Genomic DNA, 14,312 nt, shown 5'->3' with positions numbered 1-14,312 from the left:
CCGATTCTGGTTGCAGAACCCCTGGGGGCCGCGATGCTGACGCGCAAACAACATGAGCTTCTGATGTTCATCCATGAACGCCTGAAGGAGAGCGGAATCCCGCCGTCCTTCGATGAGATGAAGGAAGCGCTCGACCTCGCCTCCAAGTCCGGCATCCACCGCCTGATCACGGCGCTTGAGGAGCGCGGTTTCATTCGCCGGCTGCCGAACCGGGCGCGCGCGCTGGAAGTGCTGCGGCTGCCCGACTCGATCGCACCAGGCCTCAACGCGGCGAGGAAGTTTTCGCCGAGCGTCATTCAGGGCAGTCTTGGTCAAGCCGGCCAAGGGCAAGGCGGCCAAGGACAAGGCGGGATGGGCCAAGGCGGTCTCGGCCGCCAGATCAAGGCGGGCTCGCCGTCGCGTTCGATGTCTGCCGGCAATGACGATGCCGTTTCCGCGATTTCAATCCCGGTGATGGGACGCATCGCCGCCGGCGTGCCGATCGACGCCATCCAGCATCAGACCCATTCGATCTCGGTGCCGCCCGACATGATCATGGGCGGTGAACACTACGCACTCGAGGTCAAGGGCGATTCGATGATTGAGGCCGGCATTTTCGATGGCGACACGGTCATCATCCGCAATGCCGACACGGCCAGCCCCGGCGAGATCGTAGTGGCGTTGGTCGACGATGAGGAAGCGACCCTGAAACGCTTCCGCCGCAAGGGGGCCTCGATCGCCCTGGAAGCCGCCAACCCGGCCTACGAGACCCGCATTTTTGGGCCGGACAGGGTGAAGGTGCAGGGCAAGCTTGTCGGATTGATCCGGCGCTACTGAGCCGGCTTGGGTTTGTACTTTTCACGCTGGTTGTAGGGCGGCAGGCCGCGCGCTTCGCGGGAGAAGCGGCGTTGCTCGTGCCAGGGGCGATACGGCTTGTCGACGGCGAAGCGGATGGTTGGCGCTGCCGCTGCCGATTGCGGATCGAAGAAGACAGCGGCGCTGCCGTCGCGGGCGAGCTGCTTCTTCGTCACGACCAGCACCAGCGGGTCGCGGCACGGATTGTAGGCCGTGGCGTCATCGATGACGATCAGGCTAGCGAAGGCACAGGCCGGCCGCGCCGTCTTGCGGTCTTTGGCAAGGGCTACAATGGCTCCGGAAGGGTGTCGGGCGATACAGAGATCGCCCATGCAATAGAAGGGCGACCCGGGCGGCAGATCGAGCGGATCGAGATCGAACCGCGTATCTGTTGCCTCGAAAATCTCGGGCGGGATAATGGTTTCGGCCCGCAGCGCCCGTTTCCAATTGTCCGTGGTGAATTCGTTGGAGCGTTCGCGGTTGAGGGCGAGTTCGCCGCCACCTATCGGCATGGCCACCAGATGTGCGTCCTCGGATATGAGCACGTCGGGCGTAAGCACCTGCGGCACCGTCAACAGGCCGGCCAGCGCGAAAGGCACGGCCGCCAGCCTGAGCCAGGTGGTGGCCATGGTGGCGATGACGAGGGCGACCGCCACCAACAGCACCGAGCGGATGGAGATCAGCCCGACGGCGTCGACCGGCGAGCGCTCGGAAATCCAGGCCGATATAGCGATCATCGCCATCAGTCCCTTGCCCATCACATAGAGGAGCGGCCCGTCGGCGCCGAACGGCATCGCCAGTGCGCTGAGCACGGCAAAGGGCATGACGATCAACGAAACAATCGGCATCACGGCCAGATTGGCGATCAGGCTGAGCGGCGACACACGCTGAAAATGCCAGATGGCGAACAGCAAGGTTGCACTGCCGGCGATGATCGAGGTCATGGCGAGGCCGCCCATGGCCAGCGCGAATTTTCGCGACAGGAAGCCGACGAAGGAGCGCTTTGCCAGCGGCGTTCTCACCTTGTCGGCGCGGTAATCGGCCCAGCCGGCATAGGCGCCGACAAGGGCGGCGGTGGCGGCAAACGACATCTGGAAGCTGGGACCGACCACCTCGTGCGGCGACACCAGGATGACGGCGATGGCGGAGATCGCCAGATTGCGCATGGTGAGTGCGGCGCGATCAAACAGCACGGCGACAAGCATGACCGCCAGCATGATGAAGCTGCGCTCGGCGGCAACCACGACGCCTGAAATAACGAGATAGGCGGCGATCGAGATAAGCGCTGCCGCGGCCGCATATTTCTTCACCGGCCGGCGCGAAGAGAAATCGGGAAACAGCGCAAAGGCGCCACGCAGCAACGCCATGATGGTGCCGGCAACCAGCGCCATGTGCAGGCCGGAGATGGAGATGATGTGGTAGATGCCGGTGCGCCGCATCGCTTCGTTGACCTCGTCCGGGATGCCGGCGCGCACCCCGACAATCAACGCCGCCGCAATCTCGCCTTCGGCGCCGCCGATCTTGCCCCTGATATGGTCGGCAATGTTTTCGCGCGCGTTCTCGATTGCCGAGGAGAGCCGCGCGGTCAGCGGCGGCGGTCCCTGCGTAGCAATGGTTTTCGGATTGCCGAGAAAGAAGCCGCTGCCGCCGATACCGGTGAAATAGCTGTCGAAGGAGAAATCGTAGCTCTCCGGCCGCACCGGACCGGTCGGCGGCAACAGCCTGGCATAGCCGGTGATCAGGGAGCCGGCGGTCATATCGGCGGGAACGGTCCGCGCCGAGAGCCTGACCCGCTCCGGGGCGTAGCGCAGCTTGGGGTAAGCGGTCGAAACCACGTCGAGCGTCAGCCTGATGCGCCCGCTCTCCATCTGTTCGAGACTGACGACGCGGCCGGTCAGCCGTGTCTGGATCTCGGAGCCGAGCATCTGCGTTCCGGCGCGCCAGGTCTCGACTTTGGCGGCGACGACGCCGAGCGCGCACAGCATCGCGGCCATGCAGAACAGATGCGTCCTCGGCCGCGATCGCGTGGCGACAGCGCAACATGTCGCCAGCACCACAATGGCGATTGGCTGCGCAAAGCCGGGCTCGCCGGCCAGCGAGAAATAAATGATGACGCCGGCCGCCAGGAAAACCGGCACCAGCAGGAAGGCGACGCCCCGGTCGAGCTCCGTGTTGGCGGCCACGGCAAGGCTGCGGCGGAGCGCGGGCCATGATGGGCGGCGAAGCCGTCTGCGCAGTCGGGCGATAGATCGGGGCGCTGTGACTTGCGCCGGCAAGGCGTCACCGGGCAGCGCGGGCGCTATGCCGGGATGCGGCTCAGGCAGCGCGACGGGCAGCGGCTCGGCATAGGGACTATCGGCAAACAGCGAGCGTTCGCTGACGCCTGCCTCGGCGCCTTCGCCTTCCTTCGTGCCCCGGCCACGTCCAGCCATCGGGTCTGCCCCTTGCGCCCCAGACCCCTATGCTACATGAACGCGCAAAGCGCGAAAGTCCGCGCGATCACGTCCACCGCGCCGGAATTAACCATCACTCGCCAAGGACGTTCAATCCTCAATCATATCCCGGCCCTCCGCCCTCAGGCGAGCAAGCCCATCGTGCATTGCCTTCAATTGTTCCGGTGTATGACCCTGCCATTCAGCGAGTTCACCCAGGATGAGCAACGGATCACGGGAGCGGTAGGATTTCGTCGGATTACCGGGAAATTTTTTGTCGGTCAGGTTAGGGTCATCCATAAAGAACCCCGTCGGCTTTACGATGTAAATCCTTTGACGACCGTCACCCGTTGCAAGCTCTGCTCCCCAGATGGCGGCTTCCAGTGTCTGGGTGAAATAGATCCATGACAGTGGTTTACCTCTGAAATTGGAAGGGTGGCCGACGCTCAGCAGATCCCCGGGTTTCAAATCCGCCCGGGTACCATGGTAGAACGGATCACCCTCCGTATGGTCGGCGTTTCTGGTCATCGGTAGTCCTTCTTTCAATCTGCCTCCTTCGTGGCGGACCGGACTGCACACAGTTGCGGTGTTCACGATAATGATTGCAGAAAGGTCAATATGCGTGACCAAGCCAACGCTGTCACGGCGGCGTTGTAGTCGGGCAGTGCCGCATCCATGAAGAAATGTCCGCTCGTCAGAGGAGGCTACCACCGTCGCAGCGATGTTGCAGGCACTGTGACGGACGCTGCAGCCGAACGAAACCCAGACATTGACGCTGCTGCCAAACGAGGTTGCGCGGAAGTGCGAACAGATTTTTGTGCTACAAGGCTCCGGCGCCCGTTGACGCAACCGATAATTGCCGACGTGCCCCGGCCTCGTCCAGCCATCGGGTCTGCCCCTTGCGCCCCAGACCTCCTATGCTACATGAACGCGCAAAGCGCGAAAGTCCGCGCGATCACGCCCCGCTTTCCAAGGTTCCCGAGAGTTCCATGTCCGACACGGTCGTCACCCGTTTTGCCCCCTCGCCCACCGGCTATCTGCATATAGGCGGCGCGCGCACCGCACTGTTCAACTGGCTGTACGCCAAGCACACCGGCGGCACGATGGTGCTGCGCATCGAGGACACCGACCGCGAACGCTTCAACGAGGCGGCGACACAGGCCATTCTGGATGGGCTGACCTGGCTCGGCCTTTCCTGGGACGGTGAGGCCATATCGCAGTTCGAGCGCGCGCCGCGCCACCGTGAGGTGGCCGAGGAGCTGGTGCGCCTGGGCAAGGCCTATTACAGCTACGAGACGCCTGCCGAGCTCGAGGCGATGCGCGAGGCCGCACGCGCCAAGGGCTTGCCGCCGCGCTACAACGGCCAGTGGCGCGATCGTGCCCCCTCGGAGGCGCCTCCCGGCGTCAAGGGCGCCATCCGCATCAAGGCGCCGACCGAGGGCGAAACCGTGGTGCACGACCGTGTGCAGGGCGAGGTGCGCTTCCCCAACAAGGACCTCGACGATTTCATCATCCTGCGCTCGGACGGCAATCCGACCTACATGCATGCCGTCGTCGTCGACGACCATGACATGGGCGTCACCCACATCATCCGTGGCGACGACCATCTGACCAACGCCGCGCGCCAGACGGTGATCTACAACGCCATGGGCTGGGACGTCCCGTCGATGTCGCATATCCCGCTGATCCACGGCGCCGACGGCGCCAAGCTGTCGAAGCGGCACGGTGCACTCGGTGTCGAGGCTTATCGCGCCATGGGCTATTTGCCCGAGGCACTGCTCAACTATCTGGCGCGGCTCGGCTGGAGCCATGGCGACGACGAGATCATGTCGATCAAGGACATGATTTCGTGGTTCGACATCGGCGATGTCAACAAGGGTGCGGCGCGCTTCGACTTCGCCAAGCTTGAGTCAATCAACGGCGCGCATATGCGCAAGATGGCCGATACCGAGCTGTTCGACATTTTCGTCGCCACTCTGTCATACCTCGAAGGCGGATCTGCTATCGCCGCCCGTCTCGACGACGCCAGGAAGGCGCAGCTGCTGGCCGCCTTGCCGGGCCTGAAAGAGCGCGCCAAGACGCTGGTGGAACTGGCCGATGGCGCGGCCTTCCTGTTCGTCGAGCGGCCGCTGCCGATCGACGAGAAGGCGGCAGCACTGCTCAGTGCCGACGCGCGCGCGATCCTGCGCGGCGCACATGCCGCTTTGCAGACTGTTTCGGGCGATTGGTCGGCTGCCGCGGCTGAAGCCGCGGTGCGCGAGTTCGCAGCGGCCGGCGGCCACAAGCTCGGCGCCGTGGCCCAACCGCTCCGGGCGGCCCTTACCGGCCGTAGCACCTCGCCCGGCGTGTTCGACGTGCTTGCCGTGCTTGGCCGCGAGGAAAGCCTGGCGCGGATTGCGGATCAAATCGATTAGGAGCGAGCTGGCCCAAAAAGATTGGCATTGAAAGGCGGGTTTCGCAGTGCAACATTAGGCCTTGGCCCAATCAGGCACGCACCTCCCAAAATGCGGTGGCGAGTTCGCGCATTCCGGTGATTTCGACGTGTCGTTTGCAGGAATTGCCTTGCCGGCATGAGGAACATGAAGGAGTTTGAGAATGAGCGAAGCTGCGACAAGACTGGAAACCGGCAGCAAGACGACGCACCCGTCGACTGCCACGCTCGAACTGGCCGGCAAGACGCATGAATTCAAGGTGCGAAGCGGGTCGGTCGGGCCCGACGTCATCGACATCGGTGCGCTCTACAACACCACCGGCGCCTTCACCTACGATCCCGGCTTCACTTCGACGGCGAGCTGCGAGTCGGCGATAACCTTCATCGACGGCGATGCCGGCATCCTGCTTCACCGCGGCTATCCCATCGACCAGCTGGCCGAGCATGGCGACTTCCTCGAAGTCTGCTACCTCCTGCTCTACGGCGAACTGCCGACCAAGGCGCAGAAGGACGATTTCGACTACCGGGTGACGCGCCACACCATGGTGCACGAGCAGATGTCGCGCTTCTTCACCGGCTTCCGCCGCGACGCGCATCCGATGGCTGTGATGTGCGGCGTGGTCGGCGCGCTGTCGGCCTTCTATCACGACTCCACCGACATTTCGGACCCGTATCAGCGCATGGTCGCCTCGATGCGGCTGATTGCCAAGATGCCGACGATTGCGGCCATGGCCTACAAATACCATATCGGCCAGCCCTTCATTTACCCGAAGAACGAGCTGAACTTCGCCGCCAACTTCCTGCATATGTGCTTTGCGGTTCCGTGCGAGGAATACAAGATCAATCCGGTGCTGGCGCGCGCCATGGAGCGCATCTTCATCCTGCATGCCGACCACGAGCAGAACGCCTCGACCTCGACCGTGCGGCTTGCAGGCTCGTCGGGCGCCAATCCGTTCGCCTGCATCGCCGCCGGCATCGCTTGCCTGTGGGGCCCGGCGCATGGCGGCGCCAACGAGGCCGCGCTCAACATGCTGGGAGAAATCGGCCATGTCGACCACATCCCGGAATTCATCGCCCGCGCCAAGGACAAGAACGATCCGTTCCGGCTGATGGGCTTCGGCCATCGCGTCTACAAGAACTACGATCCTCGTGCGAAAATCATGCAGAAGACGGCGCATGAGGTGCTCGGCGAACTCGGCATCAAGGACGATCCGCTGCTCGACATCGCCATGGAGCTGGAAAAGATCGCGCTGACCGATTCCTACTTCATCGAAAAGAAGCTCTATCCGAACGTCGATTTCTATTCCGGCATCACGCTGAAGGCGCTGGGCTTCCCCACCACCATGTTCACCGTGCTGTTCGCGGTCGCGCGCACCGTCGGCTGGATCGCGCAGTGGAAGGAAATGATCGAGGACCCGCACCAGAAGATCGGCCGCCCGCGCCAGCTCTATACCGGCGCGCCGGAACGCGACTACGTGCCGATTGCGAAAAGGTGAAAGAGGGTGAATGGTGAATGGTAAGTAGTGAATAGCAGGTAGTAAGTAGTAAGTAGCAGGTAGTAAGTAGAACCTTGATTATAGGCGAGAGTGCGTTAATCCTATTCACTATTCACTATTCACTATTCATTATTCACTATTCACTATTCACTATTCACTCGCTAAGCCCTATTCGCTCTCCCGATGTGGCGAAGAACGACATCCGCGGCGATATCGCCGGACGGCTTGTCGGTTGCCATGCGCCTGGCAACTTCGGCAAAGCCGTCCTTTTGCCAGGCGCGGTAGGCGGTGTCTGAAAACAGTGCCTCGAGTTGCCGCGCCAGATAGTGCGGCCGCACATACTGGTTGTAGCTTTCCGGCACGACCGGCCGGTCGGCGATAAGGTTGGGCAGAGCAGCGCTCCACACCGTGATCAGGCTCTGCGCCATCAGCATGATCGGATCGAACTTGTAGCAAGAGATCATCGGTACACCCGACAACGCCAGTTCCAGCGAAACCGTTCCTGACGCGATCAGCGCCGCATCGGCCTTGCCGAAGGCCTGCCACTTGCGCTCGGGATCGAGGATGACTTCCGGCTCCTGATCCCAGCGCGCCACCGATGTTTTGACCGGTTCGGCGACATGCGGCACCGTCGGCAGCAACAGCCTCAGCCGGTGGCCACGCGCGCGCAGCGCCGACACCGTCTCGCCGAACGGACCGATAAGCCGGCTCACCTCGCCGCGCCGCGACCCTGGCAGGATGAGCAGCGTCTTGACGTGATCGGCCGAGAGATCGCGTGGCTGGGCTTGCGCCCTGGCCGCGCCCTGCACGCCTGGATCATGCGTGAGGCGATGTCCGACGTAAGTGCCAGGCGGGCCGCCGAGACGGCTGAGCTCCTTTACCTCGAAAGGCAGGATGCACAGTATGTGGTCGACATAGGGCTTCATCGCGGCCGCCCTACCCGGCCGCCACGCCCAGACGCTCGGGCAGACATAATGGACGATCGGGATCGACGGATCGGCGGCGCGGATCTTTTTGGCGACGCGCAACGAGAAATCGGGGCTGTCGATGGTGATCAGACAGTCGGGTTTTTCGGCGGCGACAGCACTTGCCGTCTGGCTGATCCGCCGCATCAGGCGCGGCAAGTCACGCAGGATGGCGCTGAGCCCCATCAGCGCGATCTCGGCGCCGTCGAACAGCGGCGCCAGTCCGAGCGCCTGCAGATGCCGCCCGCCAGTGCCGACGAGTTGCACCTCGCGCCCGGTCATGCGCTTCAGCGCCTGCACGATGTCGGCGCCCAGCAGGTCGCCGGATTCTTCGCCGGCGACGATGGCAATCTTCAGCGGCTTCTCAGCTGCCATGGACAGACTCCGCAGCCGGCAGGCCGAACACGAACAGGCCGAGCGCATTGGCGCGCGCGACAACGGCGGGGCCTTCGAGGATGAGCGAACGGCCGGCTTCGACGGCAATGCCGGCGAGCCCCGCGGCATGCGCCGCCTCGACGGTCCGGGGGCCGATAGATGGCAGATCGGCACGCAATTCCTGGCCAGGCTTGGCGCATTTGACCAGGACACCGCGCGTCTTGCCGGCCAGCCTGCCATGGCCGCGCAACTGCTGCGTCCGCTCGAGCAGTCCGTGGGTGCCCTCGACGCCTTCCAGGGCAACAGTGCGGCCACCGATGGCAATTGCCGCCTGACCAATGTCGAGCGCGCCGATGGCCTTTGCCGCCGCGTGTGCCGCCTCGATATCGCGCCAGTCGGACTTTCGCGGCGCTGCTTTGGTCAGCGGCCCTTCGGCCGCGACGAGCCGGGGCACGACTTCATGCGCACCGACAACCTTGACGCCCCGTGCCTCCAGGCCGCGGGTCAATATCTTCAACAGCCCGTCATCGCCGCGGGCAAGCGCCATGGCGAGCGAGGGTATAAGTGCCAGTAGCCCAAGGTTCGGACGCATGTCGACCAACCGCGGCCTGCGCCTGATCTCGCCGGCAAGCACAAGATGGGTGATCCGCCGGCGCCTCAGCAACGCAACCAGCGAGCCGATGTCTTCCAGCGCAAGGCTTTCATGCTCATAGATTGTGAGGTCGGACTGACGGTCGGCCTGACCTTCGACCAGGATGATGACGGGCGGATGTCCGGCCTCCGCCAGGCCGGCGGCAACTTCGACCGGCAAGCTACCGCCGCCGGCAATGATGCCGACCCTGGCGTCCGGCGCAAGATCGAGGCCCCTTGAAGTGGCCTCAGCCTTCGTCATCGGCATCGTCGCCGTCGCCACCCTTAAGCGACGGGACGGCAAAATGCCGCTTGCCGCGACTGGTGATGAAATCGATGATTTTCATGGCCGTCGGCGACGACGCAAACTCGGCCTTGGCGAATTCGATGTTCTCGCCGACAGTGCGGGAGCGGTCGAAGATGGTCTTGTAAGCCTTGCGCAGCAGGTAGATTTCGGCGCGCGGCAACCCGGCGCGCTTCAGGCCGATGATGTTGAGTCCACGCAGGCTCGCGCGATTGCCCACCGCAATGGCGTAGGGAATGACATCGCCGACAAAAGCCGAGCAGCCGCCGAGAAAGGCGTTGTCACCAACACGCACGAACTGATGAACGGCGCTGAGGCCGCCAATATAAACGCTGTCACCGACCTCGCAATGGCCGCCCAGGGTCGCGCCATTGGCGAAGGTGGCGTTTTTACCGACGACGCAATCATGGGCGATGTGGGCATAGGCAAGGAAATTGCCGTTGTCGCCGACGGTCGTCTCGCCGCGGCTGGAATCGGTGCCGAGATGCATGGTCACGCCTTCGCGGATCGTGCAGTTCTGGCCGATGACCAAAGTGGTGCGGCCGCCCTTGTGCTTGGTGTTCTGCGGCGGTCCGCCCAGTGTCGCCATTGGATAGACCTTGGTCGCGGCGCCAATGGTTGTCGCGCCCAGCACCGACACATGGCTGACCAGTTCGACGCGGTCACCGATCACGGCGTCAGCGCCGACATAGCAGAAAGGTCCTATTGCGGCGCCTTCGCCGATCTGCGCGCCGGCCTCGATGACGGCCGAGGGGTGGATTGAAGTCTGTATTTTCATGAGCATTTCGAACCGTCAGCCGGTAACCATCATTGCCGAGATCTCGGCTTCGGCGGCCTTTGTGCCCTCCACCATGGCCTCGCAGGCGAATTTGAGCAGGTTGCCGCGCATCTTGATTTTCTTGACGTGGATTTTCAACTGGTCGCCCGGGACGACCGGTTTGCGGAATTTCGCATTATCGATGGTCAGGAAATAGACCAGCGACGGCTTTTCCGTGTTGAGGTTACGGATGCAGATCGCGCCGGCCGTCTGCGCCATAGCCTCGACGATGAGCACGCCCGGCATCACCGGCTGATCCGGGAAATGGCCCTGGAAATGCGGCTCATTGATGGTCACGTTCTTGATGCCGATGGCAGAATCATTGCCGTCGATTTCGATGATGCGATCGATCATCAGGAAGGGATAGCGATGCGGTAAAAGCTTCATCAACCCCAATATATCGACCGCTTCGAGCGTCGCCGGCACCATCTCAGCTACTTCCCCCTTCGCCCTGCTTGCGCGTCCTGGCGAGCTTCCTCAGCATGGCGATCTCGCGCATGGCTTCCGCCATCGGCTGCGCCGGATAGCCTCCCCAGATCTCGCCCGCCGGCACGTTGCTCATGAACCCGCTTCTTGCAGCAAGCTTGGCCCCTGATCCGATGGTCAAATGATCGGCAAGGCCAACGCCGCCGCCCATGGTGACACCGTCGCCGACGGTGACGGAGCCGGAAATACCAGAGAGCCCGGCAATAATGCAATTGCGGCCGATGCGAACGTTATGGGCGATCTGCACCAGATTGTCGATCTTGGTGCCCTGACCGATGACCGTATCCGACATGGCGCCGCGATCGACGGTCGTGTTCGAGCCGATTTCGACATCGTCCTGAATGATGACGCGGCCGACCTGCGGCACACGCTCGGGGCCTTTGGCGCCGCCGACAAAGCCGAAGCCGTCCTGGCCGATCCTGGCGCCGCCATGAATGATGACGCGGTTGCCGATCAGCGCATATTGAACACTGACACCTGGCCCGATGTAGCCGTCACGGCCGATCTGGCAGGAGGGGCCGATAACGGCGTGGGGGGCAATGACCGTTCCGCTGCCGATGGAAGCACGCGGGCCGACGACGGCTCCGGCTTCGATGATCGCGCCTGCCTCGATATGCGCCGTGGCATCGACATGAGCTTGCGGCGAGACCCCGGTTTCGCTGGTCATCGGTCCCGGCGTAGCCGCTGTCGGGAACAGCAGCCGGCCGATCATGGCGAAGGCCTGCTGCGGGCGCGGATGCACCAGAACCGCAATGCCGGCCGGCGCCTTGCCGGCGAACTCGGCGGGACAAAACACGGCCGCCGCTTTCAGCGACTGCATCAGCGCGAAATTGCGCTTGCCGTCGACGAAGACGAGCGCACCCTCGCCGCCTTCATTGGCTGGCGCCAACGCATCGATCGATATGTGGGCGAGGTCGGAATCGACGAGCGACGCGCCGGTCAGATTCGCGACTTCGCCGGCCGTATACCGGCGTGATGGCGCGAAGAACACCGGATCGGTCATTCCAGAAGCAATATCCAGCTAGGTCGGATCAATTCTCTTCCGGACCCCAACGGCCCGGAAGCATCGTTACCCGCGCATCAGAAGCGGCTCGACATGCCGAAGTTGAATTCCTGCACGTCGTCGGTCTTTTCCTTCTTGACGGGCATCGCGTAGTCAATGCGGATCGGGCCGAAGGGCGATGACCACAACAAGCCGACACCAACCGAGGCGCGCAACTTCATATCGACCGAGGCCTGATCGACGCCGGCGGTGTCGATCTTGCTGCCGTACAGTGTGGCGGCATCAGCAAACACAGCGCCGCGCACACCAAAGCTTTCCGGAATGACCGGTATCGGAAATTGAGCTTCCGCCGACGCATTGAAATAGGTGGTGCCGCCGAGGTGATCACCACCAGAACCCGGCGTAATATCGGCAGGGCCGATGCCGCCATACTCGAAGCCGCGGATCATGCGGTCGCTGCTCTGGAACTGATCGAAGATACGCAAGCCGTCACCGCCGAAGCCCTGAATATGGCCGGCGCCGCCTGAGATCAGGCCAACCAGATCCAGCTGTTCGGACAGCGTCTGGTAGACAGTGCCACGACCGGTAACCTTGACGAATTTGGCATCGCCACCAAGGCCGGCCACTTCCACGGTCGTGGTGGCGTAGATGCCTTCATGCGGGCTCTTCATGTCGTCGATGGTGTTGTAGACCAGTCCCAGGCTGACCGACGACTTGATCCACGGGCTATCATTGATGCCCTCGACGATGGCTTTAGAAATGTGGCAGTCAGCGTCCGGAATCTCATCGTGGGGAGTATCATCGCAACCGTCGTCGAGCTTGTACTTCTCCTGGGCGATATTGTACGCCAACTGCGTCGAGATGTTGTCGGTGATCGGCAGGCCGAAGCGCACCGTCGCACCCAGCGTCTCGCTGTCATAGTGGTCGTAGTTGCGGGTCTGCTGGAAGATATCGAAGCCGGCGGCGATACGGCGCCCCAGGAAATAGGGTTCGGTGAAGGACAGGCTGTAGTCCCGCGAATTCTTGCCGCCACCCGCCGAAACCTTGATGTACTGGCCGCGACCGAGGAAGTTGCGCTCCGCGACCGAACCTTCGACGGACGGACCCGCAGTGTCGCCACCGGTCGAATATCCTGCGCCAACCGAGAACTCGCCGGTCGATTTCTCGACTACGTCAACCACGAGCACGACCTGGTCTGGCTCAGAACCCGGGACAGTCGAAACGTCGACTTTCTCAAAGTAATCTAGCTTTTCCAGCCGCTTCTTCGCGCGCTGGATGAGTACCTGGTTGAAGGCGTCGCCTTCGCTGACATCGAACTCACGACGAATGACATAGTCGCGCGTGCGGTCGTTGCCGCGGATTTCGATGCGCTCGATATAGGCCTTGGTGCCCTGGTCGATCGTATAGACGACCGAAATGGTGTGGTTCTCGAAGTTGCGATCACCGCGCGGTGTCACCTGGGCGAAGGCATAGCCCGAACCCGCGACCTTTTCGGTCAGCGCGATGATGGTGTCCTCGACATTCTTGGCGTTGTAGACGTCGCCCTTGTGGGTCTGAACCACCGATTCCAGCGCCTTCGAGTCGACTTCGGGAATGGTGCTCTCGACGCTGACGTCGCCGAACGTATAGCGGTCGCCTTCCTGGACGGTGATGGTAACGGTGTACTGGTTGGTCGTGTCGTCGAGCTCGCCGACGGCTGAGACCACCTGGAAGTCGGCATAGCCGTGATTGTAATAGAAGCGGCGCAGCGATTCCTGGTCGGCGCGGAGCTTGTCCTCGTCATAGACGTCGTCACGCAGCACGAAGGACAAGAAGCTCGAGCGCTTGGTTGCGATGACGTCGGACAGGCGGCGGCTCGAATAGGCGCTGTTGCCGACGAAATTGACAGCGGCGATCTTGGTGCGGCCGCCTTCGTTGATGTTGAAGACCACGTTCACGCGGTTGTCGCCGAGATCCATGATCTGCGTCGTGACAGCGGCGTCATCCCGGCCAATTCGCCTGTAGGCAGCCTTTACCGCCTCGACATCGGAGTCCAGCGTTGCCTGCGAGAACGTCCCGCGCGGCTTCAACTGCACGGCGACTGCCAGCGCGTTGTCCTTGAGCTTCTTGTTGCCCTGGAACAGAACCTGGTTGACGACCTGGTATTCGGCAACCTTGACTACCAGCGTCGAACCGACCTGATTGATCTGCACGTCCGAGAACAGCCCGGTGCCGAACAGCGCCTTGACCGCATCGTCGATATCGGCGCTGGAAAACGCCTTGCCCGGCTTGATCGTGATGTAGTTGCGGATGGTGTCGGCGTCGACACGCTGGTTGCCGCTGACCTCGACTCTCGAGACAACGGCTGCCTGCGCCGCAGATGTGGCAACGAACTGCACGGCGAGCGCACCTGGTACAACCAGAGCGGCGGACATAGCCACCGCGGACGCGGCGCTCAAAAATTTGGATGCTGCCTTCATCGGGCTTTTGTACCTTTTCTCGAAGTCCCCACGGCGAGAAAACCGGACGTGCGGTAATTTCTCCTACCGTATTAACCGGA

General features: G+C 62.7%; 11 protein-coding genes. 3 read left to right on the top strand and 8 right to left on the bottom strand.

What is annotated here, in order from left to right; all coding sequences use genetic code 11:
- The first annotated feature begins 33 nt into the window (after nucleotides 1-33).
- Nucleotides 34-816, top strand: coding sequence for a transcriptional repressor LexA (gene lexA / locus NLY37_RS08085; protein ID WP_023742436.1), 783 nt, complete (start codon nucleotides 34-36; stop codon nucleotides 814-816).
- Here the strand turns inward: lexA and NLY37_RS08080 are convergent.
- On the bottom strand, nucleotides 810-3,266 hold the full coding sequence (locus tag NLY37_RS08080) for a ComEC/Rec2 family competence protein (protein ID WP_023742437.1): 2,457 nt from the start codon (nucleotides 3,264-3,266) through the stop codon (nucleotides 810-812). The genes lexA and NLY37_RS08080 overlap by 7 nt on opposite strands.
- Before the next feature lie 111 nt (nucleotides 3,267-3,377).
- On the bottom strand, nucleotides 3,378-3,794 hold the full coding sequence (gene arr / locus NLY37_RS08075) for an NAD(+)--rifampin ADP-ribosyltransferase (RefSeq protein WP_023696562.1): 417 nt from the start codon (nucleotides 3,792-3,794) through the stop codon (nucleotides 3,378-3,380).
- 461 nt (nucleotides 3,795-4,255) lie between these two features.
- Between arr and gltX the strand changes: the two genes are divergently transcribed.
- Nucleotides 4,256-5,680, top strand: coding sequence for a glutamate--tRNA ligase (gene gltX / locus NLY37_RS08070; RefSeq protein ID WP_023742438.1), 1,425 nt, complete (start codon nucleotides 4,256-4,258; stop codon nucleotides 5,678-5,680).
- Between the two features lie 181 nt (nucleotides 5,681-5,861).
- The gene (gltA, locus tag NLY37_RS08065) at nucleotides 5,862-7,193 is read left to right on the top strand and encodes a citrate synthase (protein WP_023671037.1); all 1,332 of its coding nucleotides are present in this window, start codon (nucleotides 5,862-5,864) and stop codon (nucleotides 7,191-7,193) included.
- A 161-nt stretch (nucleotides 7,194-7,354) separates the two neighbouring features.
- Here gltA and lpxB read toward each other — a convergent pair whose 3' ends face one another.
- The 6 genes from lpxB to bamA all read right to left on the bottom strand — a co-directional run bounded on the left by lpxB (nucleotide 7,355) and on the right by bamA (nucleotide 14,232).
- The gene (lpxB, locus tag NLY37_RS08060; protein ID WP_023742439.1) at nucleotides 7,355-8,533 is read right to left on the bottom strand and encodes a lipid-A-disaccharide synthase; all 1,179 of its coding nucleotides are present in this window, start codon (nucleotides 8,531-8,533) and stop codon (nucleotides 7,355-7,357) included.
- Nucleotides 8,523-9,425, bottom strand: a complete 903-nt coding sequence (locus NLY37_RS08055; protein WP_023742440.1) for an LpxI family protein — start codon at nucleotides 9,423-9,425, stop codon at nucleotides 8,523-8,525. Before NLY37_RS08055 ends, lpxB begins: the two co-directional genes overlap by 11 nt.
- Nucleotides 9,412-10,245 carry an acyl-ACP--UDP-N-acetylglucosamine O-acyltransferase gene (gene lpxA / locus NLY37_RS08050; RefSeq protein WP_023706235.1) on the bottom strand — a complete coding sequence of 278 codons (834 nt, stop codon included), beginning with the start codon at nucleotides 10,243-10,245 and terminating at the stop codon, nucleotides 9,412-9,414. The genes NLY37_RS08055 and lpxA overlap by 14 nt, the downstream gene beginning before the upstream one ends.
- A 15-nt stretch (nucleotides 10,246-10,260) precedes the next feature.
- On the bottom strand, nucleotides 10,261-10,713 hold the full coding sequence (fabZ, locus tag NLY37_RS08045; RefSeq protein ID WP_023684696.1) for a 3-hydroxyacyl-ACP dehydratase FabZ: 453 nt from the start codon (nucleotides 10,711-10,713) through the stop codon (nucleotides 10,261-10,263).
- 1 nt (nucleotide 10,714) lies between these two features.
- Nucleotides 10,715-11,773 (bottom strand): UDP-3-O-(3-hydroxymyristoyl)glucosamine N-acyltransferase, encoded by a 1,059-nt coding sequence (gene lpxD / locus NLY37_RS08040; protein ID WP_023700728.1) that lies wholly within the window; start codon nucleotides 11,771-11,773, stop codon nucleotides 10,715-10,717.
- A 77-nt stretch (nucleotides 11,774-11,850) separates the two neighbouring features.
- Nucleotides 11,851-14,232 carry an outer membrane protein assembly factor BamA gene (bamA, locus tag NLY37_RS08035; RefSeq protein ID WP_023742441.1) on the bottom strand — a complete coding sequence of 794 codons (2,382 nt, stop codon included), beginning with the start codon at nucleotides 14,230-14,232 and terminating at the stop codon, nucleotides 11,851-11,853.
- Nucleotides 14,233-14,312 lie beyond the last annotated feature (80 nt).

The sequence above is a fragment of the Mesorhizobium sp. C395A genome, from assembly GCF_030323205.1.
GTDB lineage: Bacteria > Pseudomonadota > Alphaproteobacteria > Rhizobiales > Rhizobiaceae > Mesorhizobium.
This window is presented reverse-complemented; position numbering and strand designations above follow the sequence as displayed.

Excerpts from the sequence above, each read along its gene's own strand:
- lexA (WP_023742436.1), top strand. The coding sequence starts at position 34 with ATGCTGACGCGCAAACAACATGAGCTTCTGATGTTCATCCATGAACGC.
- NLY37_RS08080 (WP_023742437.1), bottom strand. The coding sequence starts at position 3,266 with ATGGCTGGACGTGGCCGGGGCACGAAGGAAGGCGAAGGCGCCGAGGCA.
- arr (WP_023696562.1), bottom strand. The coding sequence starts at position 3,794 with ATGACCAGAAACGCCGACCATACGGAGGGTGATCCGTTCTACCATGGT.
- gltX (WP_023742438.1), top strand. The coding sequence starts at position 4,256 with ATGTCCGACACGGTCGTCACCCGTTTTGCCCCCTCGCCCACCGGCTAT.
- gltA (WP_023671037.1), top strand. The coding sequence starts at position 5,862 with ATGAGCGAAGCTGCGACAAGACTGGAAACCGGCAGCAAGACGACGCAC.
- lpxB (WP_023742439.1), bottom strand. The coding sequence starts at position 8,533 with ATGGCAGCTGAGAAGCCGCTGAAGATTGCCATCGTCGCCGGCGAAGAA.
- NLY37_RS08055 (WP_023742440.1), bottom strand. The coding sequence starts at position 9,425 with ATGACGAAGGCTGAGGCCACTTCAAGGGGCCTCGATCTTGCGCCGGAC.
- lpxA (WP_023706235.1), bottom strand. The coding sequence starts at position 10,245 with ATGAAAATACAGACTTCAATCCACCCCTCGGCCGTCATCGAGGCCGGC.
- fabZ (WP_023684696.1), bottom strand. The coding sequence starts at position 10,713 with ATGGTGCCGGCGACGCTCGAAGCGGTCGATATATTGGGGTTGATGAAG.
- lpxD (WP_023700728.1), bottom strand. The coding sequence starts at position 11,773 with ATGACCGATCCGGTGTTCTTCGCGCCATCACGCCGGTATACGGCCGGC.
- bamA (WP_023742441.1), bottom strand. The coding sequence starts at position 14,232 with ATGAAGGCAGCATCCAAATTTTTGAGCGCCGCGTCCGCGGTGGCTATG.